Below are 23,759 nucleotides of genomic sequence, written 5' to 3'. Positions count from 1 at the left end.
CACCTCTCGGCGAAGGCCCCGGGCGGACATCGCCCGGGGCCTTCGTCTTGCCGGGGGCCGTTGTCAGACCCCCGTGCCACCATCGGTCGCATGGACAAGGCGCGCCAGGTCCGGCTGGCCAAGGACGCGATGGACCGGGACTGGGCCGACCCCGGGCTCGACCTGGACACCGTCGCCGCCCACGCCGGGTACTCGCGCTACCACTTCATCCGCGCCTTCAAGGAGGCGTACGGCGAGACCCCCGGCCAGTACCTCACGCACCGCCGGATAGAACGCGCCGAGGACCTGCTGCGTACGGCGAACCTGTCGGTGACGGAGATCTGCCACCTGGTCGGCTTCAGCAGCGTCGGCACGTTCTCGGCGCGCTTCAAGACCTGGACGGGTCTCACCCCCAGCGAGTACCGGACCAAGCACGTGGGCCGCGGAGCCGCCCTCATACCCGGCTGCTACGCCATGCTCTGGGCCGGCGGCTTCCGCTCCGCACCCGGCGCCGGCAAGCCGCGCCCCGCCGAAGGTTCCGGAGATTCCCGAGCCACCGGAGACACCGGCGATTACCGAGCCGCCGGAAACACCGGCGATTCCCGAGCAGTGAAGCAGCGCAATTCCGGAGAAGCGGGCTGACACCCCCGCTGCCTACCGTGGCAGGGCAGGCACAACCGGCCGCAGCGTCAGAGCAGGAGCACGCCATGATCAAGGGTCTCGCCATCTCGACCGTCTGGGTCCTCGACCAGGACCGGGCCAAGGAGTTCTACACGGAGAAACTGGGCCTGGAGGTCCGTACGGACATGACCATGGGCGAGGGCGGCATGCGCTGGCTCACGGTCGGCTCGCCGAACCAGCCCGACGTCGAGCTGACGCTGATGGTGCCCGGCGGGCCCGCGATGGACCCCGAGTCCGCCGAGATGCTCCGCAAGCTGGTGACCAAGGGCGCGCTCGGCGCGGGCGTGCTGACCACCGACGACATCCACGGCGACTACAAGAAGCTCAAGGACAAGGGCGTGGAGTTCCTCCAGGAGCCGCAGGAGCGCCCGTACGGCACGGAGGCGCTGTTCCGCGACGACTCCGGCAACTGGTTCTCGTTCACCCAGCCCCGCGAGGGCGGCCTCGACATGGACCAGGACTGGTCCTGCTGACCCCGCCGATCCGGCCGATCCCGCCGATCCGGCCGATCCCGCCGATCCGGCCGATCCCGCCGATCCGGCCGATCCCGCCGATCCGGCCGATCCCGCCGATCCGGCCGGTCCCGCAGGCCCGGACGGCTCACGAACCCGGCAGCATCGGATAGCTGCCGGTGTTCGTCGGCGCGTGCTCCGGCAGCCACAGCACGGCGACCGCGCCCTCGGCCGGCAGATGCTCCGGTGTCCCGGGGGTGCGGACGTTGCGGAAGGTCAGCCGGGCGCCCAGCACCCGGGCCTGCCCGGCCGCGATGGTCAGGCCCAGTCCGTGGCCGTGCCCGGCCCGGTCCTTGCTGCCGGTGCGGAAGCGGCTGGGCCCCTCGGCGAGCAGGTCCTCGGGAAAACCCGGGCCGTGGTCGCGCACCCGGATGACCCGGCCCTCGACGCTGACCTCGATGGGCGGCTTGCCGTGCCGGGCCGCGTTGGCCAGGAGGTTGAACAGGACGCGCTCCAGGCGGCGCGGGTCGGTGGTCACCTCCGACTCGTGCACGACGCGCACCTCGATGGCCCGGTCCTTGGCGGCCACCCGCCGGGCGACGAACTCCCCCAGCATGAGGTCCTGCAGCTCCGCCCGCTCGGATGCCCCGTCCAGCCGGGCCACCTCCAGCACGTCCTCGACCAGCGTGCGCATGGCCTTCGCCCGGTCCAGCACCAGCTCGGTGGGGCGGCCGGGAGGCAGCAGTTCCGCGGCGGTCAGCAGCCCGGTCACCGGGGTGCGCAGCTCGTGCGCGATGTCGGCGGTGACCCGCCGCTCGGCCTCGATGCGCTGCCGCAGCGCGTCCGCCATGGCGTCCACCGCGCTCGCCAGGTCGTCGGTCTCGTCCCGTACGACGCCGCCCATGGCGTCCCGCACGCGCACGTCCGTCTCGCCGCCCGCGAGCTGATTGGCCGCGATGGCCGCCTTGCGCAGCCGCCGCGAGAGATGCCCGCCGATGAGCACCCCGAGCGCGCTGCCGCCGAGGACGACCGCGATGGACCCGATGAGCAGGGCCTGGTCGAGGTCCTGGAGGATGTCCGAGCTGCGGTCGGTGAAGCCCGAGTGCAGCGACATCACCTGCCCGTTCTTCAGCGGCACGGCGGCCCATATGTCGGGCACGTCACCCGGCCGGTCCGCCACGTACGTCGCCCGCCGGCCCGCCTCGACCCGGTCGCGCAACGCCTGCGGCAGGTCAGGGTCGTTGATCTTGGTGTTGGGGAAGTTCATGCGCCCGGACAGCTCGAAGTTGCGCTGGGCGATCATGATCCGCTCGTCGGCCAGGTCGCGCGCGTTGTCCAGCATCGAGACCCGGGCGGCGTTGTGCACCACGAGGCTCAGCGCGATCGCCACCAGCGCGCCCACCAGGGCGATGGCCGCGCTCAGCTTCCATCTGAGGCCCGTACGGATGCCCGCACGCTCCAAGCCCGCGGCGACCAGGCGCCGGAAGTGCCCCCTCATACCCCTGCCCCTGCTCAGGCCTTCAACTTGTAGCCGAAGCCACGGACCGTCTCGATCCGGTCCTGGCCGATCTTCTGCCGCAGCCGCTGCACATGCACGTCGACGACGCGGGTGTCGCCGCCCCAGCCGTAGTCCCACACCCGTTCCAGCAGCTTGTCGCGGGAGAGCACCGTGCCCGGCGCGGAGGAGAACTCCAGCAGCAGCCGCATCTCCGTCGGCGTCAGGGCCACCGGCTGCCCGGCGCGGCGGACCTCCATGCCCTCGGTGTCGACCTCCAGGTCCCCGAAGGCCAGGATCCCGCCGCTCGCCGGAGCGTCCGGCTCCTCGCCCCGGCCGCCGCCCGCGTGCCCGAAGCGGCGCAGCACCGCGCGGATCCGGGCGACCAGGACGGCACCGTCGAACGGCTTGGTCACATAGTCGTCGGCGCCCGCCTCCAGGCCCAGCACGACGTCGATGGAGTCGGCCCGCGCCGACAGCATGATCACCGGCACGGTCGACTCGTCCCGGATCCGGCGGCACAGGCTGACGCCGTCGAGGCCGGGGACCATGACGTCCAGCAGCGCGATGTCGGGGCGGTCCGCCCGGAACGCCTCCAGACCCGACAGCCCGTCGGGCATGGCGGTGACCACGAAGCCGTCCCGTTCAAGGGCGAGCTGCGTGGCCTCGCGGATGACGTCGTCGTCCTCGACGAACAGGACGTGGGTCTGGTCTGCCATCCCGGTGCTCTCTGTCCTTTGTGATCCGTGGGGGCGGGTTCTACTGCTGGGACGCATGTGCGGTTATTGAAGATGCGTTCTACTGCTGGGACGCACGGTCCGCGCGATGCGTTCACCCGAGGATCGGTCCGAGTGTCCCGATCGGTTCTCGCGGCCCTCCGCCCGCGTCAGCTCGCCGGCGCCGGCGTCGCGCTGTCGCCGGCGACCCTCCCGTAGTCGTTGTGCGTGCGGTACTTCTCGGCGAAGTGGCCGGAGGTCCATCTGTACGTGATCACGTTCTCCCCGGAGGGACTCGACACCGGGTCACCCTTGTCGTACACCTGCTTGGTCACCACCAGGTCGCCGCGGTCGATCTCCGCGTAGACCGGCGGCTCCTCGGACGTGAACACGTTCTCGTACGAGCCGTCCTGCTCGCGGTACACGTAACTGCCGACGCCCACCGCGTCACCGCAGGTCAGCACATTGACGACGACGTCGTCCACGGAGCCTCCGGTCAGATTGCCGTAGGAGACGTCCACCGGGTACTCGTTCGCCACGCACGGCTTCAGCTCGCGCTTCACCTCGGGCGCGACCTTCGGGTCGTCCTTGACGAGCTTGACCGCGTTCACGGCGTCGGGCGACTTCGACGGTGCGGCGGACGGCGTCGCGGCGGCGCCCGCCACCGAGTCGGCGTGCGCCGGGCCCTCGTCACGGGCGCCGGTGCCGCCGGCTCCGCACCCGGAGACCAAAAGGGCGAGGGCGGTGGGCACGGCCAGGGCCGCGCTCACCGCCTGGATACTGCCCCGGGTCCGTGCAGAACCCTCGCCGGTCAGGCCGCGCAACGCTCCCGCTCCTCACGCTCCAGCGCGCGTGCGTCCAGGTCGCGGGACTCCAGCTCCTCACGGAGCCGGGCGAGCGCCCGGTGCAGCGTGCTCTTGACCGTTCCGGCCGACATGCCGAGGGCGGCGGCCGTCTCCTCCGTGGACATCTGCTCCCAGTGTCGCAGCACCACGACACTGCGCTGCTTCGGGGCGAGGACCTTCAGGATGTCCATGAGCAGGGCACGGTCCGCGTGCTGCTCGGTGGCGTCGTCGACCGAAGCGTCCGGGAGCTGCTCGGTCGGGACCTCCTCCAGCTTCCGCGCCCGCCACCACTCCGTGCGGGTGTTGATCATCACCCGGCGCAGGTAGGCGTCGGCCAGCCGCTTGTCCTCGATGGTCTCCCACCGGCCGTACGTCCGCACCAGCGCCGTCTGCAGCAGATCCTGCGCGTCCGTCGGGTCCGGGACCAGGCGGCGGGCACTGCGCAGCAGCGCGTCCTGCCGGGTGCGGACGTACTCCTCGAACTCGAGCACCTCGCCCTGCGCCATGGTGAACCGCCTCCCGTTTCCCCGTTTCGGGCCGGCTCCCCGCCGCCCGTGTACTGCCTGTGGTCTTCAGTGCTCCCGTGTCTTCCGGGAACGCATCTGAAGGTACGGAGGCGTTGTCACGGCGCTGTCCGAAGCAGCCTGCGGCCAGCGCTCGGCTGTCCGTCGGTTGTGTAACGGAAATCCGAACGGGGTAAGGCGGCGGGGGTGTTGGTGCAGGTTCGGGGTGATTTGTCCACCCCGAGCTCTGTTACGGGCGGCGGCCCACGGCTGTGACCTGCCTGTACGTCAGGTCAGCGGCAGCCGGTACAAACCGTCGGCCAGCGGCTCCACCAGACCGTCGGCGACGAGACCGTCGAGGGCGCGGGCCCGCTGCACCGGCTCGTGCCACACCCGGTCCAGGGCCGCCTGCGGTACGGGCCCGTGGGCCTCCCGCAGCACGGCGAGCAGCCGCCCGCGCACCTGCCGGTCGGTGCCCGCGTAGGTCTGGCCCTTGCGCGGCGGACCGTCGTGCTCCGGCTTGCCCGCCAGCCGCCACGCGCACTGCGCGGCGATCGGGCAGCGGTGGCACGACTCGCTCTTCGCCGTGCACACCAGCGCCCCCAGCTCCATGGAGGCGGCGGCCCAGCGGGCGGCGGTCGGCTCGTCCTCGGGCAGCAGCGCGCGGGCCAGCTTGCGCTCGGCGGCGGTGGTGGCGTTCGGCGGGTACTGCACCCCGGTGACCGCGCGGGCGAAGACCCGACGCACGTTGGTGTCCAGCACCGGGTGCCGCTGCCCGTAGGCGAAGGAGGCGACGGCGGCGGCCGTGTACTCGCCGATGCCGGGCAGCGCCAGCAGCTGCGCGTGGTCGGCCGGTACGTCACCGCCGTGCCGTTCCGTTATGGCGACGGCGGCGCCGTGCAGGCGCAGCGCACGGCGGGGGTAACCGAGCCGCCCCCAGGCGCGGACGGCCTCGCCGGGCGCCTCCTTGGCCAGGTCGGCCGGGCGCGGCCAGCGCTCCAGCCACTGCTCGTAGACGGGCAGAACACGGCTCACCGGGGTCTGCTGCAGCATGAACTCGCTGACCATCACCCCCCACGCCCCGGCTTCGGGACGCCGCCACGGCAGGTCACGGGCGTGTTCGCCGAACCAGTCGATGACGGGGGAGTGCAGTTTCTCCCCGAGGGCCGGCCCGGAGGGGGTGCCGGAGAGGGCCTCGGAGGGGGTGGAGGGGGAGGCGGCGGTGGGGTGCGGGGGTTTCGTGGGAGCAGTCATGGCCCTTCGATGGTGCCACGCACAGGCCCCTGTCCGGTTGAACCGCCACCCCTGAAGGGGACAGCTACCTGACGATCGACAGCAGTGCGGGCGGGCCGGGCGCTTGTAGCGTCAGCCGAATGGAACGTCCTGGCCCGGCCTCTCTCGCCCGTGGCGCCCTCCTCTGGGCCGCCTTCGCCATCCCGGCGCTCACGGCGGACCGGGTCGGGCTGAACGAGCCGCGGCCGGGCTGGCAGCAGGCGGTCGGTGTGGTCGTCCTGGCCGGGGCCGCCGCTGTGTCCCGGCGGCTGCCTCTGGTCGCCTTCGGGCTGGTGGCGGTCTTAAGTCTTGCCGCCGCCCCGGCCCTGTTCACCGTCTCCTACGGCCCCGCCCTGGGCGTGTGCGCGCTGTTGCTCGGGCTGCGGGCAGGCCGGGCGCGTCCCGCCCTGGTGTGCTTCGCGGCCGTCGGCTGCGCGGGCGCCGTGCGCAGCGCGCTCGTCGGGGCCGACCCCGCCCCCGAGTGCCTCGTCATGGCGGGCACGCTGCTCTTCGGCTGTGTCTTTCCCTGGCTCGGCGGGCGCTACTGGCGGCTAAGCCGTGAGCTGGCCGAGGCGGGGTGGCTGCGCGCCGCGCGACTGGAGGACGAGGCCGGCTTCGCCGAGGAGCGCGCCCGGCTGCGCGAACGTGCCCGGATCGCCCAGGACATGCACGATTCCCTCGGCCACGAGCTGAGCCTGATCGCCCTGCGCGCGGGTGCCCTCCAGATCGCCCACGGCCTCGGCGACGAACACCGGGCCGCGGCGGCCGACCTGCGCGCGGCCGCCGCCGACGCCACCGACCGGCTGCACCGCATCATCGGCGTTCTGCGCGAGGACGACGACGATCCGGTACCGCTGACGCCGGCAGGCGAGACCCTGGAGCAACTCGTCGCCCGCGCCGCCGAGTCCGGCCTCCCCGTGCGCTGGGACCCCGCCGGACACGACCCGCCCGTGGACCCCGGCGACATCGCCGAGCGGCTGTTGCACCGCGTCACCCGGGAGGCACTGACCAACGCGGCACGGCACGCACCGGGCGCCCCTGTGGTCGTGGCGGTCAGCGGACGCGCCGCGGGCACCTCGGTCACGATCACCAGCGGCCGGGCGACACAGAACGGTTCCGCGCCTTCCGGAGGCGGTACGGGCCTGCTCGGGCTGCGGGCCGCGGTGACCTCGGTCGGCGGGGAGTTCGAGGCGGGCCGTCACGCAGAGGGCTTCCGGGTGCGGGCGTACGTCCCCCGGCAGCGGACCGCCGTCACACCTCCGCGCCTTGCCCGGGCGCCGTTCACCCAGGTCCGCCGCCGGGTCGCCATCGGCCTCGGCACCGCGGCCGGTGTGGGCGTCGTGCTCGTCGGCGCCGCCTTCGGCTGGTACGCGTACGCCGAGACGCATTCGGTGCTCGAACCGGCCGCATACGCGGAACTGCGCCTGGGCGCCCCCACGACAGAGATCGAGCGCGTGCTGCCCGATCGTGATGTGAACGACCCACCCGAAGACCGGGCTCCCGTTCCGCCCGGGGGAGCCGAGTGCCGCTACTACCGCGCGAGCGGCGAACTCTTCGTCTCGGTCGACCACTTCCGGCTGTGCTTCGAGGCCGGGCGGCTGGTCGCCAAGGACGTCGTCCCCGGCATCGGCCTGTCCGGCGAAGGCCGGGAAGAGTACGAGGAGTTCGCACGGTGAGCACAGGGGACGCGAGCGGGGCACCGATCCGGGTGCTGCTGGCCGACGACGAGGCGATGGTCCGCGCCGGGGTGCGCGCCATCCTGGGCAGTGGCGGAGGGACGGAGGTCGTCGCCGAGGCGGGCGACGGGCGCGAGGCCGTCGAGCTGGCCCGCGCGCACCGCCCGGACGTTGCCCTGCTGGACATCCGCATGCCCCGCCTGGACGGGCTCGGGGCGGCGGAGGAGATCGTGCGGTCCGTGCCCGGCACGGCCGTCGCGATGCTCACCACCTTCTCCGAGGGCGCCTACGTGACCCGCGCCCTCGGCGGTGGCGCCACCGGCTTCCTGCTGAAGTCCGGGGATCCGTACGAACTCGTCGCCGGCGTGCGGGCGGTGGCCGCCGGCGCCGCGTTCCTCTCGCCCAAGGTGGCCCGGTACGTCATCGACGAGGGCCTCGGCGGCGGGCGCCTCACCCGCGAGGCCCGGGCACGCGCGCGGGTGGCGGTCCTGAGCCCCCGTGAGCGCGAGGTGCTCGGCCTGGTCGGCGCAGGCCTGTCCAACCCGGAGATCGCCGCCCGGCTGCACCTGGTCGAGGGCACGGTGAAGGCCTACGTCAGTGCGGTCCTGGACCGGCTGGACGTACGCAACCGCGTGCAGGCGGCGATCGTGGCGTACGAGGCGGGGCTGGTGGAGCCGTAAGCGACCGTGGGCTCGCGGTGCCCTTCGGTGGGGGACGAACGACCGGCCGGCGGCGCGGGCGCGCACCGCCGGCCGACGCGCGCACCGTCGGCCGACGCGCGCACGGCCGTGGCTCGACGGCGCGCGTGCGGAGTGGCTGTGCGGCGCACGTGCGTCCCGGCCCGGCCGTGCGCCGTGCGTCCCGGCTCACCGGCGCGCGGCCGTCTCGTACGACGGGACGGGCGCCGGGTCCGGGTCCGGGCCCGGACCCAGCACCCACCGCACCGCCGGTGCCGACGAGGTGCGCAGTGCCCCGGTCAGCCGCGTCATCGGCTCGGCGCCCACTCGTACGGCGACCAGGGCGACGAGTGCGCCGAGCCCCAGGCCCGCCAGGACGTCGTGCGGGTAGTGCACGCCGACGAAGACCCTGGAGAGGGCCATGAGCAGGGCGAGCGGGGCGGTCAGCCACAGCAGCGCACGCCGGACCAGGGCCAGGGCGACCGCCGAAGCACCGGCGATCGTGGCGTGGTTGGACGGGAAGGACCAGTCGCCGTGCGGGGGACATCCGGCCAGCGACACGGCGGCGTCGGCCACCGCCCGGCACGGACGTTCCTCCGTGACAACGGACTTGAGGACCTCGCTGCACACGTACGCCACCGCAGTGGCCAGAGGTGCGAGGACCGCTGTCGCGAAGGCGTGGGGACCGTCGCGGCGAGCGCGCCACCAGCCGACGGCGAACAGCGCGACGAAGACGAGCAGTCCGGCCTCCGTCCATGTCCTGGCTCCGTGTTGTACCCACAACGGGGTGGTGTGGGCGAAGTCGGTGATGTCGCGGTAGAGCGTCTCGTCCTCGAAGGTCATGGTCACGGACGGTAGGCGAAGGGCCTGTTCCGTCACACCCAGCGATCGTCATGCTGCGCACCTGACGAAAGACGGGGGTGGGAACGTGACTTCCGGAATGATGATCCGGAAAAGTTGTCGCTCCGAGCGGCGGGTGGGACGGGTTGACGAGCCGATCTCTCGTAAGGTTTGGGCCGTGGGATCTCTGCGCAATCCGGTCGGGCCGCTTCCCTCCTCCATCTATTGGCGTCGGAGGGTCGTACTGGTGTCTGTGGTCGCCGTGTTGGCGCTGCTGACCACCTGGATCGTGATGATGGGCGGCGGTGGCGGCAAAGACAGCGACAACGGCGCCAACGGCGAGAATCCCGCGCCCTCCATCACCCCCGGGCCGTCGAGTTCGGGTCCGGCCATCAGCCAAGCCCCCGGCGGACGCGACGAGTCGGGCGGCGGCGGTTCCGGCGGCTCGTCGTCCGGCTCCGGCGGCGGCTCGGGCGGCGGCTCCGGTGACGACTCGGGGAGCGGGTCGGGAGACGGTTCCGGCTCCGGCGACGGTTCCGGCTCCGGCGGCTCCGAGGGGGCGGGCGGCGACGGCGGCTCGGGGAGCGGCGCCACCGCGGGCGGCGTCGGCGCGGGCGACACCCTGCCGTCCGGCTCCACCCTCCCCAACTGCACCGCGAGCGCGGTCAAGTTGAGCCTGCGCAGCCGGCACAACACCTACGACCCCGAGCAGACGCCCACGTTCCTGCTGACCGCACGGAACGTCTCCGGCAGCGACTGCAAGATCGATCTCGGGCCGAAGAACGCGGTGTTCACCATCGCCCAGGCGAGCAGCGACGACGACTACTGGTCTTCCGAGGACTGCCCCAAGGCCGCCGCGCACCAGCTGTACCGGGTCGCCGCCGGCAGCGGCATCACCTACACCGTGAAGTGGGACCGCAAGCCGAGCGCTCCCGAGTGCGCCACACCTCCCGCGGGCTCGGCCGGGGCGGGCACGTACCTGGTGGAAGCCAAGGCCCCGGGCTTCACGAAGGTCCAGACGTCGTTCGTGCTCTCGGCCGACTAGGTCCCGTCGCAGAGGCCGGGACAGAGGCCGGCAAGAAGGCCGGGACAAAGGCCGGGACAGAGGCCGGCAAGAAGGCCGGGACAAAGGCCGGGACGGAGGCCGGCAAGAAGGCCGGGACGGAGGCCGGGACGGAGGCCGGCAACGAGGCCGAGCAGAAGAGACGCCGGCGGAAACATCCGAGGGCGGTACCCCTTGCCGGGTACCGCCCTCAGCCGTTGCTCAAGGTTTCTGCGCGTCCTAGACGTACCGCTCCAGGATCGACGACTCCGCCAGGCGCGACAGGCCCTCGCGGACACTGCGCGCCCGGGCCTCGCCCACGCCGTCCACCGTCTGCAGGTCGTCGACGCTCGCGGCGAGCAGCTTCTGCAGCCCGCCGAAGTGCTCGACCAGGCGGTCGATGATCGCGCCGGGGAGCCGGGGCACCTTGGCCAGCAGGCGGAAACCGCGCGGGGAGACCGCCGAGTCCAGCGTCTCGGGCGCGCCGGTGTAGCCCAACGCCCGGGCCACCGTGGACAGTTCGAGAAGCTCGGCGTGGCTGAGGGCGTCGAGTTCGGCGAGGGCTTCGTCGACCGTGCGGGAGCGCTTGGCCGTGGGCTCGGGGACGTAGTCCCGCACGACCAGCTCGCGCTCGGGCTCCACGCCCGCGATCAACTCGTCGAGCTGGAGGGCCAGCAGCCGGCCGTCCGTGCCCAGCTCCACCACGTACTCGGCGATCTCCGTGGCGATGCGGCGGACCATCTCCAGGCGCTGGGCGACCGCCGAGACGTCCCGGACGGTCACCAGGTCCTCGATCTCCAGCGCCGACAGTGTGCCCGCGACCTCGTCGAGGCGGAGCTTGTAGCGCTCCAGGGTCGCGAGGGCCTGGTTGGCGCGGGACAGGATCGCCGCCGAGTCCTCCAGGACGCGGCGCTGGCCGTCGACGTACAGGGCGATCAGCCGCATCGACTGGGAGACGGAGACCACCGGGAAGCCGACCTGCTTGCTGACGCGGTCGGCGGTGCGGTGCCGGGTACCCGTCTCCTCGGTGGGGATCGTCGGGTCCGGGACCAGCTGCACGCCGGCGCGCAGGATCTTCGACAGGTCCGAGGACAGCACGATGCCCCCGTCCAGCTTGCACAGCTCGCGCAGACGGGTCGCGGTGAACTCGACGTCCAGGACGAAACCGCCGCTGCACAGCGCCTCGACCGTCTTGTCGGAGCCGAGCACGATGAGCCCGCCGGTGTTGCCGCGGAGCACCCGCTCCAGGCCGTCACGCAGGGCGGTGCCGGGTGCCACGGCGCTCAGGGAGGCGCGCATCAGGCCATCGGTACCGGCACTCCCGCCGGACTTTCCGGGAGCCGATGCCCGGTCGTTGGCTGCCACTGCACTCCTCCGGTCGCAGGTTCTGGGCGCCCCCGTGTCGCGCGCTCGGTTCGCACGGACGGGCGAGACCAGGGCAAAGTCTACCGGCGACCCTCCTCGTCCTGTGGGGCCTCTCGGCGACGGGAGCGCGGGAGGACCCGCAGGGCGTCCCCTATGTCCGCGACTTCCAGGACCTTCATGCCCTGCGGGACCTTGCCCGGATCGGCCGGTACCAGGGCATGTGTGAAGCCCAGACGGTGGGCTTCCGCCAGTCTGCGCTGCACGCCCGTGACGCGTCTCACCTCGCCCGCGAGGCCCACTTCGCCGATCGCGACGAGGTTCTTCGGGAGAGGTGTGTCACTCGCGGCGCTCGCCAGGGCGAGGGCGACGGCCAGGTCCGCGGCCGGCTCCGACAGCTTCACCCCGCCGACCGTCGCGGAGTAGATGTCCCTTTTGCCCAAGGCGCTGATCCGCCCGCGCTGTTCCAGCACCGCGAGCATCATCGAGACGCGGGAGGTCTCCAGGCCCGAGGTGGTGCGGCGCGGGGAGGGGATCTGCGAGTCGACCGTGAGCGCCTGGACCTCGGCGACCAGCGGGCGGCGTCCCTCCAGGGTGACGGTCAGGCAGGTGCCCGGGACGGGTTCGGCCCGGCGGGTCAGGAAGAGCCCGCTCGGGTCGGCGAGGCCCGTGATGCCCTCGTCGTGCAGCTCGAAGCAGCCGACCTCGTCGGTGGTGCCGTAACGGTTCTTGACGCCGCGCACGAGACGCAGGCGGGCGTGCCGGTCGCCCTCGAAGGACAGGACGACGTCCACGAGGTGCTCCAGCAGGCGCGGGCCCGCGATCGCGCCGTCCTTGGTGACGTGGCCCACCAGCAGGGTGGACATGCCGCGCTCCTTGGAGGCCCGGATGAGGGCGCCGGCGACCTCCCGCACCTGGGCCATGCCACCGGGGGCGCCGTCGATCTCGGGAGAGGCCACCGTCTGCACCGAGTCCATGATCAGCAGGGACGGCTTCACCGCGTCCAAGTGGCCCAGCACCGCGGCCAGATCCGTCTCGGCCGCGAGGTACAGGTGGTCGTCGATGGCGCCGATGCGGTCGGCGCGCAGCCGGACCTGGCTCGCCGACTCCTCGCCCGTGACGTACAGCGTGCGGTGCTCGTCGCTCGCGGACTTGGCCGCGACGTCGAGCAGCAGCGTCGACTTGCCGACGCCCGGCTCGCCCGCGACCAGCACGACCGCGCCGGGGACCAGGCCGCCGCCGAGCACGCGGTCCAGCTCGGGCACGCCGGTGGGGCGGGCGGTGGCCTGGCGGCCGTCCACCTGGCCGATGGGCAGGGCGGAGGTGGTGACCCGGCCCGGTGCCGTCGTCCGTACCGCGGGCGCGCCGTACTCCTCGACCGTCCCCCAGGCCTGGCACTCGGGGCAGCGGCCGAGCCACTTCGCCGTCTGCCAGCCGCACTCCGTGCAGCGGTAGGACGGGCGGTCCTTGGTGGTCTTCGTACGGGCAGCCATGGACGGAACCGTAGCCGCAGGCACTGACATCGCGGGGACCGGCCGGTGGCGGCCACCTGCGCGCCAGGGGTCCGCCACCCCGCGCCAGCGGCGGAACGCCTGGTTCATGTCCCCGATTGAGGGATCGTTTCACCCGTACGGATTAAATGTGCTCAAGCCGCCTGAAGGTGCCACTCCCGGCCCCCTACGGTCGCCGAATGATGAGCAGTACTCCGGAGATCTCGACCCGCTCGACCCGCACGGCCGGTGCACACCGGGCGCACCGGGAAGCGCGTGACCGCGGGGCGGCGCGCACGCTGGCGCAGCGGCCGCCCGCGCGCTACGAGCCGTACCTGGACGGCCTGTTCACCTACTGCCTGTCGGTGCTGTGCGACCACGAGGCCGCGACCACCGCCCTGGGCGACGTCCTCGCACTCGCCGAACGCCGCGGCCGGCAGGCCCCCGAGGCACCCGGGGACCGCAGGGCCTGGCTGTACGCGCTGGCCCGCTGGGCGTGCCTGCGCAAGCTGGCCGAGGCCAAGCAGAAACGTCTGAGCAGTCACGCGGCGGGCCGCACCGACCGGCAGCGCGCCGACCGTCCGGCCGCCCCGGTCCCCTCCGAGGAGGTCCAGGAGCGGCGCCGAAGCGAACTGGCCCTGCTGGCCTGGCCGGAGGCCGCCGGCACCACCCCGGAGCAGCGCGAGGCGCTCGAGCTGGCCGTGCGCCACCACCTCGCCGCCCACGAGGTCGCCGCCGTCCTCGGCATGGACCTGGCCGCCGCCCGCGATCTGCTCGCGTCCGCCGCGTGCGAGGTGGAACGCACGCGTGCTGCGCTCGCCGTGGTGGAGACCGGGGCGTGTCCGAGCGTCGCGCACCTCGTCGGCGACGACCGGCTCGTGCTCGGCACTGCCCTGCGCCGCGAACTCGTGCGGCACGTCGACGACTGCCCCCGCTGCCGTCGCACCGCCGAGCGCGCCATCCCCGGCCGCTGGCCCGGCACCAGCGTCACGCCCGCCGAACTGCCCGTCCTGCCGGCGCCGCGCGCGGCCGTGCACATCGCCATGGCCCACCACCCGCGTGCGCGGAACGCCGCTCCCCGCTTCGACCGGCGGGGCTTCCCGATGGATCCCAAGGACCACGCCGCCCGGCGCGACCGCCTCCGCGCGCGTGCCGTCACCACGACCGTCGTCGCCACCGTCGTGGCCGCCCCCGTGCTGGCCCTGTGGGCCGCCTACCGGGGCACCCCGGTCGGCGAGGGCCAGGACGGCCGCTCGGCCTCCGCGCTGGAGGTGGACGACCCGTTCGGCCTGGACGGCGAGATGGCGGGCGGCGGCTACGAGAACACGGGCAACGCGAGCACGCGTCCCGGCCCCCGCTTCGGCAAGGACGGCAAGGCCGACGTCTCCGTCGAGGTGATCGGCGTCGCCGGCGCGGGACGCGAGAGCGCCCTGGAGGTCACCGCCGACAACAGCGGCGACACCACCCTGATCACCCTGACCGCGAGCGGCCCGGCCCCGGTCCGCTGGTCGGCGTCCACGGGAGCCCCCTGGCTCTACCTCAGCCAGTCCTCGGGAACGCTCCGGCCCGGCGAGTCGTTGACGATCAAGGTGTACGTCGACCACCTGCGGGAGCCCGCCGGCCCCTGGCACGCGCAGGTGGCGGTGGCACCGATGGGCGCCGTCGTCCACATCGACGGCTACGGCACCGCGCCCACTCCTCCCGGCCCGGACCCACGCCCCAGCGATCCGGGCGACCCGGTGCCGACCCACCCCGACCCGACGCCCACGACCTCCGCCCCGGCCCCCGACCCGACGCCGACCACCCCGCCCCCGTCGACCGACCCGGACCCCACACCCACCCCGACGGACCCGGGCCCCACCGACCCGGCGGACTCGACGCCACCGCCATCGGACAGCGGCGACCCGAGCCCGGTCACGTCGTAGCCGACCGCTCAGGCCCCAGGGCTCGCCGGGTGCGCGGGATCCGCCGGATGCGGTGCCAGCAGCGGCAGCTGCGAGGCCAGCCGCTCCTCGCACAGCTCGACCAGCCGGTCGTAGCCGGCCTTGCCCATCAGCTCGATCAGCTCGGGCCGGTAGGAGATGTAGACGGGATCGCCCGCGCCGTGCGCCGAGGTCGCCGACGTGCACCACCAGTGCAGGTCGTGGCCGCCCGGGCCCCAGCCGCGCCGGTCGTACTCACCGATCGACACCTGCAGCACGCGCGTGTCGTCGGGCCGGTCGATCCACTCGTACGTCCGCCGCACCGGCAGCTGCCAGCACACGTCCGGCTTGGTCTCCAGCGGCTCGCGGCCCTCCTTGAGGGCGAGGATGTGCAGCGAGCAGCCCATGCCGCCCTCGAAGCCGGGCCGGTTCTGGAAGATGCACGAGCCCTGGAAGGGCCGCGTCTGGCGCTCGCCGTCCTCGTCCTCGGAGACCCAGCCGTTCCGCGTGCCCTCGGCATGGTGCTGCCAGATGTCCGGCGTGAGCCTGGCCACATGCTCGGCGACGCGCTTCTCGTCGTCCTCGTCGGAGAAGTGGGCACCCAACGTGCAGCACCCGTCGTCCGCGCGGCCCGCCTGGATGCCCTGGCAGCCGCTGCCGAAGATGCAGTTCCAGCGAGAGGTCAGCCATGTCAGATCGCAGCGGAAGACCTGCTCGTCGTCCGCCGGATCAGGAAACTCCACCCACGCGCGAGCGAAGTCGAGGCCCTTTTCGTCGGAGTCCACGACGGCCGGTGATTTGTCGCGCTTCGCCTTTTTCGTCTTTGGCACGAGTCCAGGGTACGGGCCACGGTACGGGCCTTGTACCCCCGCCGAGGACGGCGGACGACACACAGGGCAGTAGCGTTCCGTACATGAGACTCGGTGTCCTCGACGTGGGATCGAACACGGTGCATCTGCTCGTGGTGGACGCGCACCCCGGCGCGTGCCCGCTGCCCGCGCACTCGCACAAGGCGGAACTGCGCCTCGCCCAGCTCCTCGACGACGACGGCGCGATCGGCCCCCACGGCGTCGACCGGCTGGTCTCGGTCGTCAAGGAGGCGCTCCAGGCCGCCGAGGACAAGGGCGTCGAAGAGGTCCTCCCGTTCGCGACCTCCGCCGTACGGGAGGCCCGCAACGCCGACGACGTCCTCGACCGCGTGCGCACCGAGACCGGCGTCGAGCTCCAGGTCCTCACCGGTTCCGAGGAGGCCCGCCTGACCTTCCTCGCCGCCCGCCGCTGGTTCGGCTGGTCGGCCGGGAAGCTGCTGGTGCTGGACATCGGCGGCGGCTCCCTGGAAGTCGCCTACGGCATCGACGAGGAGCCCGACGCGGCCGCCTCGCTGCCGCTGGGCGCCGGGCGCCTCACCGCCGGCTGGCTGCCCGGCGATCCGCCCGACCCGGAGGACGTCCGCGCCCTGCGCCGCCACGTCCGCACCGAGATCGCCCGCACGGTCGGCGAGTTCAGCCGCTTCGGCACCCCCGACCACGTCGTCGCCACCTCGAAGACCTTCAAGCAGCTGGCCCGCATCGCCGGCGCGGCCCGCTCCGCCGAGGGCCTCTACGTCCAGCGCGAGCTCAAGCGGGAGTCCCTGGAGGGCTGGGTCCCGCGGCTGGCCGCCATGACGGAGCGGGAGCGCGCGGAGCTGCCGGGCGTCTCGGAGGGCAGGGCCGGCCAGCTCCTGGCGGGCGCCCTGGTGGCGGAGGCCGCGATGGACCTCTTCGGCGTGGAGCGCGTCGACATATGCCCCTGGGCGCTTCGCGAGGGCGTGATCCTGCGTCGCCTGGATCACATGGAGTCCGTGTAGGGGGCCGAACGCTATGGCAAACACCACAACGGCCAAGAGGCCCCCCACCCCACCCCGACCACACCCCGTAATCTGTCCTGCATGGCAGAGCCAGCCGTGAAGATCCCGGACGCGAAGGTCGCCCTGTCGACGGCCTCGGTCTACCCGGAGTCGACGGCCACGGCCTTCGAGATCGCCGCGCGCCTCGGCTACGACGGGGTCGAGGTCATGGTCTGGACCGACCCGGTCAGCCAGGACATCGAGGCCCTGCGCAGACTCAGCGACTACCACCGGATCCCGATCCTCGCCGTCCACGCCCCGTGCCTGCTCATCACGCAGCGCGTGTGGTCCACCGACCCGTGGACCAAGCTCCAGCGGGCCCGTGCGGCGGCCGAGAAGCTCGACGCGAGCACGGTCGTCGTCCACCCCCCGTTCCGCTGGCAGCGTCAGTACGCCCGGGACTTCGTCTCCGGCATCTGGCGCATGGCGAACGAGACGGACGTACGGTTCGCCGTCGAGAACATGTACCCCTGGCGCTACCGCGACCGCGAGATGCTCGCGTACGCCCCCGACTGGGACGTCACCAAGGACGACTACCGGCACTTCACGATCGATCTCAGCCACACCGCGACGGCCCGCTCCGACGCCCTCGACATGGTCGACCGCATGGGGGACCGGCTCGGCCACGTCCACCTCGCCGACGGCCGGGGCTCCGCCAAGGACGAGCACCTGGTGCCCGGCCGCGGCACCCAGCCCTGCGCCGAGGTGCTGGAGCGGCTCGCCCTGACCGGCTTCGACGGGCACGTCGTCATCGAGGTCAACACCCGCCGCGCGATGTCGAGCGCGGAGCGCGAGGCCGACCTGGCGGAGGCCCTGGCCTTCACCCGCCTGCACCTGGCCTCGGCGGTGAAGGTGCCGCGGCGATGACCGGACGGCCCCCGGCCGACAGCGCGTCCGGCACCACCGCCCGCCGCCGCGGCCGCCCCCCGCGCACGGAGTCGGCGGACACCCGCGACCGCATCCTGACCGCCGCCCGCGACGAGTTCTCCGAGCGCGGCTACGAGAAGACCTCCGTGCGCGGCATCGCCAAGTCCGCCGGGGTCGACTCGGCGCTGGTGCACCACTACTTCGGGACGAAGGAGCAGGTCTTCGAGGCGGCGATCACCCAGTCCTTCGGACCGGCCCTGCAGGCGCCGAAGGCCATCGAGGAGGGCCCGCTCGACGGGGTGGGGGAGCGCCTGGCCCGCTTCTTCTTCGGCGTCTGGGAGAACCCGGCGACCCGCGCTCCCCTGCTCGCCATCGTCCGCTCCGCCCTCACCAACGAGGCCGCGGCCGCCGTCTTCCGGCGGATCGTCGCCACCCAGGTGCTGCGCCGCATCGCCGTCCAGCTGGACCTGCCGGACGCCGAGCTGCGCTCCGAGCTCGCCGCCGCCCAGCTCGTCGGCACCGCGATCATGCGGTACGTCCTCAAGATCGAGCCGCTGGCCTCGGCGGACCCGGAGCAGGTCATCGCGCGGCTCGCACCCGTCGTACAGGGACATCTGACCGATCCGTAAGGCGTGCGGGTGACCGATCCGCAAGGCGTGCGGGTGCCGTCGTCCGAGACAGCCGTCCCGCATTTCGGACACTCCGTCCCGCCCACTGGATGACCGGCGTACGCTCGGTAGCAGTCAGAAATCTCCGAACTCTCTGACGCCGTCTCTGAAGGAGCGAGCGACGATGCCCGAGCTGAGGTCCCGCACAGTCACCCACGGCCGCAACATGGCGGGCGCCCGCGCCCTTATGCGCGCCTCCGGTGTACCGGGTGCGGACATCGGCCGCAAGCCGATCATCGCGGTCGCCAACAGCTTCACCGAGTTCGTGCCCGGCCACACGCACCTGGCGCCGGTCGGCCGGATCGTCAGCGAGGCGGTCGTCGCGGCCGGCGGCATCCCGCGCGAGTTCAACACGATCGCCGTCGACGACGGCATCGCCATGGGCCACGGCGGCATGCTCTACTCCCTGCCCTCCCGCGACCTGATCGCGGACAGCGTGGAGTACATGGTCGAGGCCCACTGCGCCGACGCCCTGATCTGCATCTCCAACTGCGACAAGATCACCCCGGGCATGCTGAACGCCGCCCTGCGGCTGAACATCCCCACGGTCTTCGTCTCCGGCGGCCCGATGGAGTCCGGCCGCGCCACCCTCGTCGACGGCACGGTCCGCACCCTCGACCTGGTCGACGCTATCTCCGACGCCGTGAACGACAAGATCTCGGACGAGGACATCCTCCGCATCGAGGAGAACGCCTGTCCGACCTGCGGGTCCTGTTCCGGCATGTTCACCGCCAACTCCATGAACTGCCTGACCGAGGCCATCGGCCTGTCCCTCCCGGGCAACGGCTCGGTCCTCGCCACCCACACGGCCCGCAAGCAGCTGTACGTGAACGCGGCCAACACGGTCATGGACATCACCCGCCGCTATTACGAGCAGGACGACGAGACGGTCCTGCCCCGCAGCGTGGCGTCCTTCGCGGCCTTCGAGAACGCCATGGCGCTCGACATCGCCATGGGCGGCTCGACCAACACGATCCTGCACCTGCTGGCCGCCGCCCAGGAGGCGGGCGTCCCCTTCGGCCTGGACGAGATCAACGCGGTCTCGCGCCGCGTGCCGTGCCTCGCCAAGGTCGCCCCGAACGTCGCCAAGGACCGCACGTACTACATGGAGGACGTGCACCGCGCCGGCGGCATCCCCGCCCTGCTCGGCGAGCTGCACCGCGCGGGCCTGCTCAACGAGGACGTGCACTCCGTGCACAGCCCGTCCCTCGCCGACTGGCTGAAGACCTGGGACGTGCGCGGCGGCTCCCCGTCCGCCGAGGCGGTCGAGCTGTGGCACGCGGCCCCCGGCTGCGTCCGCTCCGCCGAGGCCTTCTCCCAGTCCGAGCGCTGGGAGGCCCTGGACGAGGACGCCGAGGGCGGCTGCATCCGCTCCGCCGAGCACGCCTACTCCAAGGACGGCGGCCTCGCGGTCCTCAAGGGCAACCTGGCCGTGGACGGCTGCGTCGTGAAGACGGCCGGCGTCGACGAGTCCATCTGGACCTTCGAGGGCCCTGCGGTCGTCTGCGAGTCGCAGGAGGAGGCCGTCCAGAAGATCCTCACCCAGCAGGTCAAGGACGGCGACGTCGTCGTCATCCGTTACGAGGGCCCCAAGGGCGGCCCCGGCATGCAGGAGATGCTCTACCCGACCTCGTACCTCAAGGGCCGCGGCCTCGGCAAGACCTGCGCGCTGGTCACGGACGGCCGCTTCTCCGGCGGCACCTCCGGCCTGTCCATCGGCCACGCCTCGCCCGAGGCGGCAGCGGGCGGCACCATCGCCCTGGTCGAGGACGGCGACCGCGTCCGCATCGACATCCCGAACCGCTCCATCGAGCTGCTGGTGGACGACGCCGAACTGGCCCGCCGCGAGCAGGCGCTGAACGGCGTGTACGCCCCGAAGAACCGCGACCGCAAGGTCTCGGCGGCGCTGCGGGCCTACGCGGCGATGGCGACCAGCGCGGACAAGGGCGCGGTGCGGGACGTGTCGAAGCTGGGCTGACCCCTGCTCGCACCGAGGGCCGCCTCCCGCTTGCCGGGGGGCGGCCCTCGCGCATGCCCGCCGGCTACCGGCCCCGCCGACTACCAGGCCGCCGGATCGCGCCCGTTCACGGCGAAGACGGTCCCGTCCGGCGCACTGCCGTAGACGCGGTCGCCCACGACCACGGGCTCGGGCAGCGCGGCCGGGATCCGGTCCGACCGCTCGCCCAGCCGGGGGGACGTCTGTCCGGCGATCTTCCCGCGCCGCGCGTCGACGGCGAGCAACCGCCCGTCCGACGTCGTCACGTACACGTACCGGTCACCGGCGACCGGCGTGGACCCCCGCATCGCCCCCGTCTCCAGATTCCACAGCTGCTCGCGCGCCTCGAGATCCACGGCCACCAACGATCCCCCGGTTCCCATGAGATAGGCCAGGTTCCCGCGCACGGCGCCCTGGGCCTGCTGGAGGGGGACGGCCAGGGGCACCCGTCGGGTCTCACCCGTCTTCGGGGTGTAGCGGACCACGGCCCGAGCATCGCCGTGCACCGCGTCGACGGACAGGAGGAACACCGATCCGTCCGTCGCGCCGAAGGGCTTCAGGGTCCCGTCGAGCCGGGCGTCCGACCGCACATCGCCCGTCTGCGGGTCCACCACGGTGAGCCGGGTGCTCCTCCCGTCCCCCGACGCGCCGGCGAGGTACGCCAGCGGGTCACCGCTGAACGTGTCGAAGTACGGCGCCTCATGGCCGGGGATCCGGTGGCTCCACCGCGCGTCACCCGAGGCGCCGTCCACACCGGTGACCTTCCCGTCGGCACCCGTGACCAGAAGCATGCCGCCGGCGTACACCGCACTGCCGCCCTCGGGTGGGTCCCGCCGCCAGCGCACCTCGCCGGAGGCCGGATCGAGCGCCTCCAGGCGACGCCCCTGGTCCGTCGAGGGTTGTACGAGCCCACCCGCCAGCACCGGCGGCTCCTTGCGGGGCCCCTTGCCGACGGGGTGCCGCCACAGCAGGTGCCCGTCGGACGGATCCAGGGCGAAGACCAGTCCGGAGGCGGCACAGAGCAGCCGTCCCGCCCCGTCGGAGCACAGGGGCGCGCTGTCCCCGGCCGCCGGTGTGGTCTGCCACCCGCTGAACGCGGCGGACGTGGTCCGCGGGGAGGCGGGCTGTGGTGAGCCGTCGGCACCGTCGAGCAACGGGAGCGCGGCCAGGGCACCGACGACGGCCAGGCCGAACGCCCCCGCTCCGAGGGCCGCCCGCCTGCCGAGCCGCAGCCCCCTGCCACGGCCGGCTTGCACCGCATCACCCGCTCGCCCCGCACGACCGGCTTCCACCTCACGGACGGCTTCCACCTCACGGACGGCTTCCACCTCGCGGACGGGTCTCCCGGCGGGCGGCCTCGAACCTTCGGTGTCCCAGGACCGCTGAGCCGGTATGAACGTCTGCGTGTCGTACGAGGCGGCCACCGACCGCAGTTCCCGCATCAACTCGTCCGGCGTCGGCCGCTCCTCCGGCTCCTTCGCGAGACACCGCAGCACCAGCGGTGCCACCTCGTCCGGTACACCGGTCAGGTCGGGCTCGTCGTGCACCACCTGGTAGGCGACGATGTACGGGCTGTCGGAGTCGAACGGCCCCTGCCCCGTGGCCGCGTGCACCATCACCGACCCGAGCGCGAAGATGTCGGCCGCGGGACCCACCTCGCGGGGTCGCCGGAACTGCTCGGGTGCCATGAAGGGCGGCGTGCCGATCAACCTTCCGGTCTCGGTGCGCAGTTCGCTGTCCACCGGCCGGGAGATACCGAAGTCGATGACCTTGGGTCCGTCGTCGGCGAGCAGGACGTTGCTCGGTTTGAGATCCCGGTGGACGACCCCGGCCCGATGGATGTCACGCAGTGCCTCGGCCAACCCCGCCATCAGACGCCGCAGTTGGGCCGGCTCCATGGGGCCGTTCCGCTTGACGTGGTCGGACAAGGTCGGACCCGGGATGAACAGCGTGGCCATCCACGGCCGTTCGCTGTCCGGGTCGGCGTCGACGACGGGTGCCGTGAAGGCGCCGCTCACCTTCCGCGCCGCCGCCACCTCCTGCCGGAAACGCCCCCTGAAGTCGGGGTCCTCGGCGAACTGGGCGTGCACGACCTTCACCGCGAGCTTCATTCCGGAGGTGCTCCGGGCCAGATGCACGACACCCATGCCGCCCGAGCCCAGCCGGGACTCCAGGCGGTAGTGACCGGCGTATTCGGGAAGTTCCGCTTCCGCGCCCGCTCCGGCGTTCCGCTGTGGCGCCATGGAACCACCCCCGTGCTGTTCGTCCGCGCGCGCGACGCACGGAGCCTAGTCGAAGACTCGTACGGGACAGAGGCGGCTTGCTAGCCTCCACGCACGAGTTGCGCACACGTGTTTCACGGCGTGACTCGGGGGAATCAACGGCACCCCATGACAGCCATGGGGTTCAACGGGGGAGAAGCACATGTCCGTCGACCATGTCGAGGAACTCGAAGGCAGAGGCGAGGGAGAGGCCGTCACCATGGCGGCGTCGGCCCTGCCGTCGTACGCCGTCGCCCCGGGCGTCCGTCTGAACGTCCGCAGCGGCCCGGGCACCGGCTACGGCATCGTCCGCGTCCTGCCCGAGGGAGCCAGGGTCACCATCTTCTGCCAGCGGCCCGGCACCACGGTGGCGGGTCCTTACGGCACCTCGAACATCTGGGACAACATCGACGACGGCGAGTACGTCGCGGACGCCTATGTGAACACCGGCAGCGACGGCTACGTCCGCCCGCGCTGCGGCTAGCCCGCAAGGAGCCCGCGGCCCGGCAAGGGTGATAATCGACCCGTGAGTGCAGATGACAGCACCCCTGCCGCCGCCGCGGGCTCCACGGCCGAGGCCTCCGGTCCCCGCCCCGAGCCCCTGCGCTTCTTCGGCACGACCTGGCTGAACCACGACAACGGCTACACGCCCCGTCGTATCGCGGTCACCGTCGGCTCCCTGGCCACCGCCGCCGCCTCCTGCCTCGTCCTCCGCCTCGCCTACCAGGGCCTCCAGATCGCCGCGATCGGCGGCTTCGTCACGGTCCTCATGGTCGCGATGTTCGCGATCTGCAGCGCGATGGCCTTCCGGCACACCTGGGACGGTTTCACCCGCCGTCCCGACCCCGAGCGCCAGGCGTCCCTGCGCGGCCTCCTGACCGTCGGCTTCGTCGGCTCCCTCCTCGCGTACTTCTTTCGCTCCCTCACCGAGGCACCCGGCGAGAAGCTCCACCGCGAGGAGTACGAAGAGGCCCGCAGGCAGTACGAGAAGCGCACCACACGCCGCTCGGGCAACCCGAAGAACCGCCGCCGGGCCTAGGGCCTGTCGTTTGGATCATGCCGGCGTCGCGGGGCGTGGCACGCACATCTGCCGCGTTGTCGTCGGTTGTCAACTCCCCCACGCTCGGCTG

Annotated in this window: 22 protein-coding genes; 12 read left to right on the top strand and 10 right to left on the bottom strand. The window is 72.7% G+C overall.

The window, feature by feature from the left end; genetic code table 11:
* Positions 1–129: 129 nt before the first annotated feature.
* Together ACFY5B_RS33125 and ACFY5B_RS33120 are read left to right on the top strand one after the other, a co-directional pair.
* The gene (locus tag ACFY5B_RS33125) at positions 130–621 is read left to right on the top strand and encodes a helix-turn-helix transcriptional regulator (RefSeq protein WP_389977085.1); all 492 of its coding nucleotides are present in this window, start codon (positions 130–132) and stop codon (positions 619–621) included.
* A 65-nt stretch (positions 622–686) separates the two neighbouring features.
* Complete coding sequence (locus ACFY5B_RS33120) at positions 687–1,133, top strand: VOC family protein (RefSeq protein ID WP_053673914.1); 447 nt, start codon at positions 687–689, stop codon at positions 1,131–1,133.
* 127 nt (positions 1,134–1,260) lie between these two features.
* On the opposite strand, the gene cseC is transcribed toward ACFY5B_RS33120, so the two are convergent.
* The 5 genes from cseC to ACFY5B_RS33095 all read right to left on the bottom strand — a co-directional run bounded on the left by cseC (position 1,261) and on the right by ACFY5B_RS33095 (position 5,925).
* A complete protein-coding gene (gene cseC / locus ACFY5B_RS33115) occupies positions 1,261–2,610 on the bottom strand; it encodes a two-component system sensor histidine kinase CseC (protein ID WP_389976810.1) in 1,350 nt (449 codons plus the stop codon).
* 14 nt (positions 2,611–2,624) lie between these two features.
* A complete protein-coding gene (gene cseB, locus ACFY5B_RS33110) occupies positions 2,625–3,326 on the bottom strand; it encodes a two-component system response regulator CseB (RefSeq protein ID WP_389976806.1) in 702 nt (233 codons plus the stop codon).
* A 167-nt stretch (positions 3,327–3,493) separates the two neighbouring features.
* Positions 3,494–4,147, bottom strand: coding sequence for a hypothetical protein (locus tag ACFY5B_RS33105; protein WP_389976803.1), 654 nt, complete (start codon positions 4,145–4,147; stop codon positions 3,494–3,496).
* Positions 4,135–4,674, bottom strand: coding sequence for a SigE family RNA polymerase sigma factor (locus ACFY5B_RS33100; RefSeq protein WP_030251439.1), 540 nt, complete (start codon positions 4,672–4,674; stop codon positions 4,135–4,137). Before ACFY5B_RS33100 ends, ACFY5B_RS33105 begins: the two co-directional genes overlap by 13 nt.
* A gap of 285 nt (positions 4,675–4,959) precedes the next feature.
* Positions 4,960–5,925: an A/G-specific adenine glycosylase gene (locus ACFY5B_RS33095; protein WP_389976800.1), complete on the bottom strand. Its 966-nt coding sequence runs from the start codon at positions 5,923–5,925 to the stop codon at positions 4,960–4,962.
* A gap of 119 nt (positions 5,926–6,044) precedes the next feature.
* Here ACFY5B_RS33095 and ACFY5B_RS33090 point away from each other — a divergent pair, with 119 nt between their 5' ends.
* A complete protein-coding gene (locus ACFY5B_RS33090; protein ID WP_389976798.1) occupies positions 6,045–7,619 on the top strand; it encodes a sensor histidine kinase in 1,575 nt (524 codons plus the stop codon).
* Positions 7,620–7,675: 56 nt separating this feature from the next.
* Entirely contained in the window at positions 7,676–8,299 is a 624-nt protein-coding gene (locus ACFY5B_RS33085) for a response regulator (RefSeq protein WP_389977082.1), read from the top strand.
* A gap of 186 nt (positions 8,300–8,485) precedes the next feature.
* On the opposite strand, the gene ACFY5B_RS33080 is transcribed toward ACFY5B_RS33085, so the two are convergent.
* On the bottom strand, positions 8,486–9,139 hold the full coding sequence (locus tag ACFY5B_RS33080; protein WP_389976795.1) for a phosphatase PAP2 family protein: 654 nt from the start codon (positions 9,137–9,139) through the stop codon (positions 8,486–8,488).
* Positions 9,140–9,314: 175 nt separating this feature from the next.
* Between ACFY5B_RS33080 and ACFY5B_RS33075 the strand changes: the two genes are divergently transcribed.
* The gene (locus ACFY5B_RS33075) at positions 9,315–10,181 is read left to right on the top strand and encodes a hypothetical protein (protein WP_389976792.1); all 867 of its coding nucleotides are present in this window, start codon (positions 9,315–9,317) and stop codon (positions 10,179–10,181) included.
* 237 nt (positions 10,182–10,418) lie between these two features.
* On the opposite strand, the gene disA is transcribed toward ACFY5B_RS33075, so the two are convergent.
* Entirely contained in the window at positions 10,419–11,543 is a 1,125-nt protein-coding gene (gene disA / locus ACFY5B_RS33070; RefSeq protein ID WP_104783374.1) for a DNA integrity scanning diadenylate cyclase DisA, read from the bottom strand.
* An 80-nt stretch (positions 11,544–11,623) separates the two neighbouring features.
* Complete coding sequence (gene radA / locus ACFY5B_RS33065; RefSeq protein ID WP_389976788.1) at positions 11,624–13,033, bottom strand: DNA repair protein RadA; 1,410 nt, start codon at positions 13,031–13,033, stop codon at positions 11,624–11,626.
* Positions 13,034–13,230: 197 nt separating this feature from the next.
* On the opposite strand from radA, the gene ACFY5B_RS33060 reads away from it, so the two are divergent.
* Complete coding sequence (locus ACFY5B_RS33060; protein ID WP_389976785.1) at positions 13,231–14,955, top strand: hypothetical protein; 1,725 nt, start codon at positions 13,231–13,233, stop codon at positions 14,953–14,955.
* Positions 14,956–14,963: 8 nt separating this feature from the next.
* Here ACFY5B_RS33060 and ACFY5B_RS33055 read toward each other — a convergent pair whose 3' ends face one another.
* Positions 14,964–15,782: a hypothetical protein gene (locus ACFY5B_RS33055; RefSeq protein WP_389976783.1), complete on the bottom strand. Its 819-nt coding sequence runs from the start codon at positions 15,780–15,782 to the stop codon at positions 14,964–14,966.
* An 83-nt stretch (positions 15,783–15,865) separates the two neighbouring features.
* On the opposite strand from ACFY5B_RS33055, the gene ACFY5B_RS33050 reads away from it, so the two are divergent.
* The 4 genes from ACFY5B_RS33050 (at position 15,866) to ilvD (ending at position 20,350) form a co-directional block, all read left to right on the top strand.
* Positions 15,866–16,798 carry a Ppx/GppA family phosphatase gene (locus tag ACFY5B_RS33050; protein ID WP_389976780.1) on the top strand — a complete coding sequence of 311 codons (933 nt, stop codon included), beginning with the start codon at positions 15,866–15,868 and terminating at the stop codon, positions 16,796–16,798.
* 81 nt (positions 16,799–16,879) lie between these two features.
* Complete coding sequence (locus tag ACFY5B_RS33045) at positions 16,880–17,704, top strand: sugar phosphate isomerase/epimerase (RefSeq protein WP_062928387.1); 825 nt, start codon at positions 16,880–16,882, stop codon at positions 17,702–17,704.
* Positions 17,701–18,333: a TetR family transcriptional regulator gene (locus ACFY5B_RS33040; protein WP_389976776.1), complete on the top strand. Its 633-nt coding sequence runs from the start codon at positions 17,701–17,703 to the stop codon at positions 18,331–18,333. The genes ACFY5B_RS33045 and ACFY5B_RS33040 overlap by 4 nt, the downstream gene beginning before the upstream one ends.
* A 163-nt stretch (positions 18,334–18,496) precedes the next feature.
* Positions 18,497–20,350, top strand: a complete 1,854-nt coding sequence (ilvD, locus tag ACFY5B_RS33035; protein ID WP_107460296.1) for a dihydroxy-acid dehydratase — start codon at positions 18,497–18,499, stop codon at positions 20,348–20,350.
* Between the two features lie 80 nt (positions 20,351–20,430).
* Here ilvD and ACFY5B_RS33030 read toward each other — a convergent pair whose 3' ends face one another.
* Complete coding sequence (locus ACFY5B_RS33030; RefSeq protein ID WP_389976773.1) at positions 20,431–22,611, bottom strand: serine/threonine-protein kinase; 2,181 nt, start codon at positions 22,609–22,611, stop codon at positions 20,431–20,433.
* 181 nt (positions 22,612–22,792) lie between these two features.
* Between ACFY5B_RS33030 and ACFY5B_RS33025 the strand changes: the two genes are divergently transcribed.
* Both ACFY5B_RS33025 and ACFY5B_RS33020 read left to right on the top strand, forming a co-directional pair.
* On the top strand, positions 22,793–23,113 hold the full coding sequence (locus ACFY5B_RS33025) for an SH3 domain-containing protein (RefSeq protein ID WP_389976771.1): 321 nt from the start codon (positions 22,793–22,795) through the stop codon (positions 23,111–23,113).
* 42 nt (positions 23,114–23,155) lie between these two features.
* Complete coding sequence (locus ACFY5B_RS33020) at positions 23,156–23,668, top strand: EamA/RhaT family transporter (protein ID WP_389976768.1); 513 nt, start codon at positions 23,156–23,158, stop codon at positions 23,666–23,668.
* Positions 23,669–23,759 lie beyond the last annotated feature (91 nt).

The sequence above is a fragment of the Streptomyces sp. NPDC013187 genome, from assembly GCF_042899705.1.
Lineage (GTDB): Bacteria > Actinomycetota > Actinomycetes > Streptomycetales > Streptomycetaceae > Streptomyces > Streptomyces hawaiiensis_A.
This window is presented reverse-complemented; position numbering and strand designations above follow the sequence as displayed.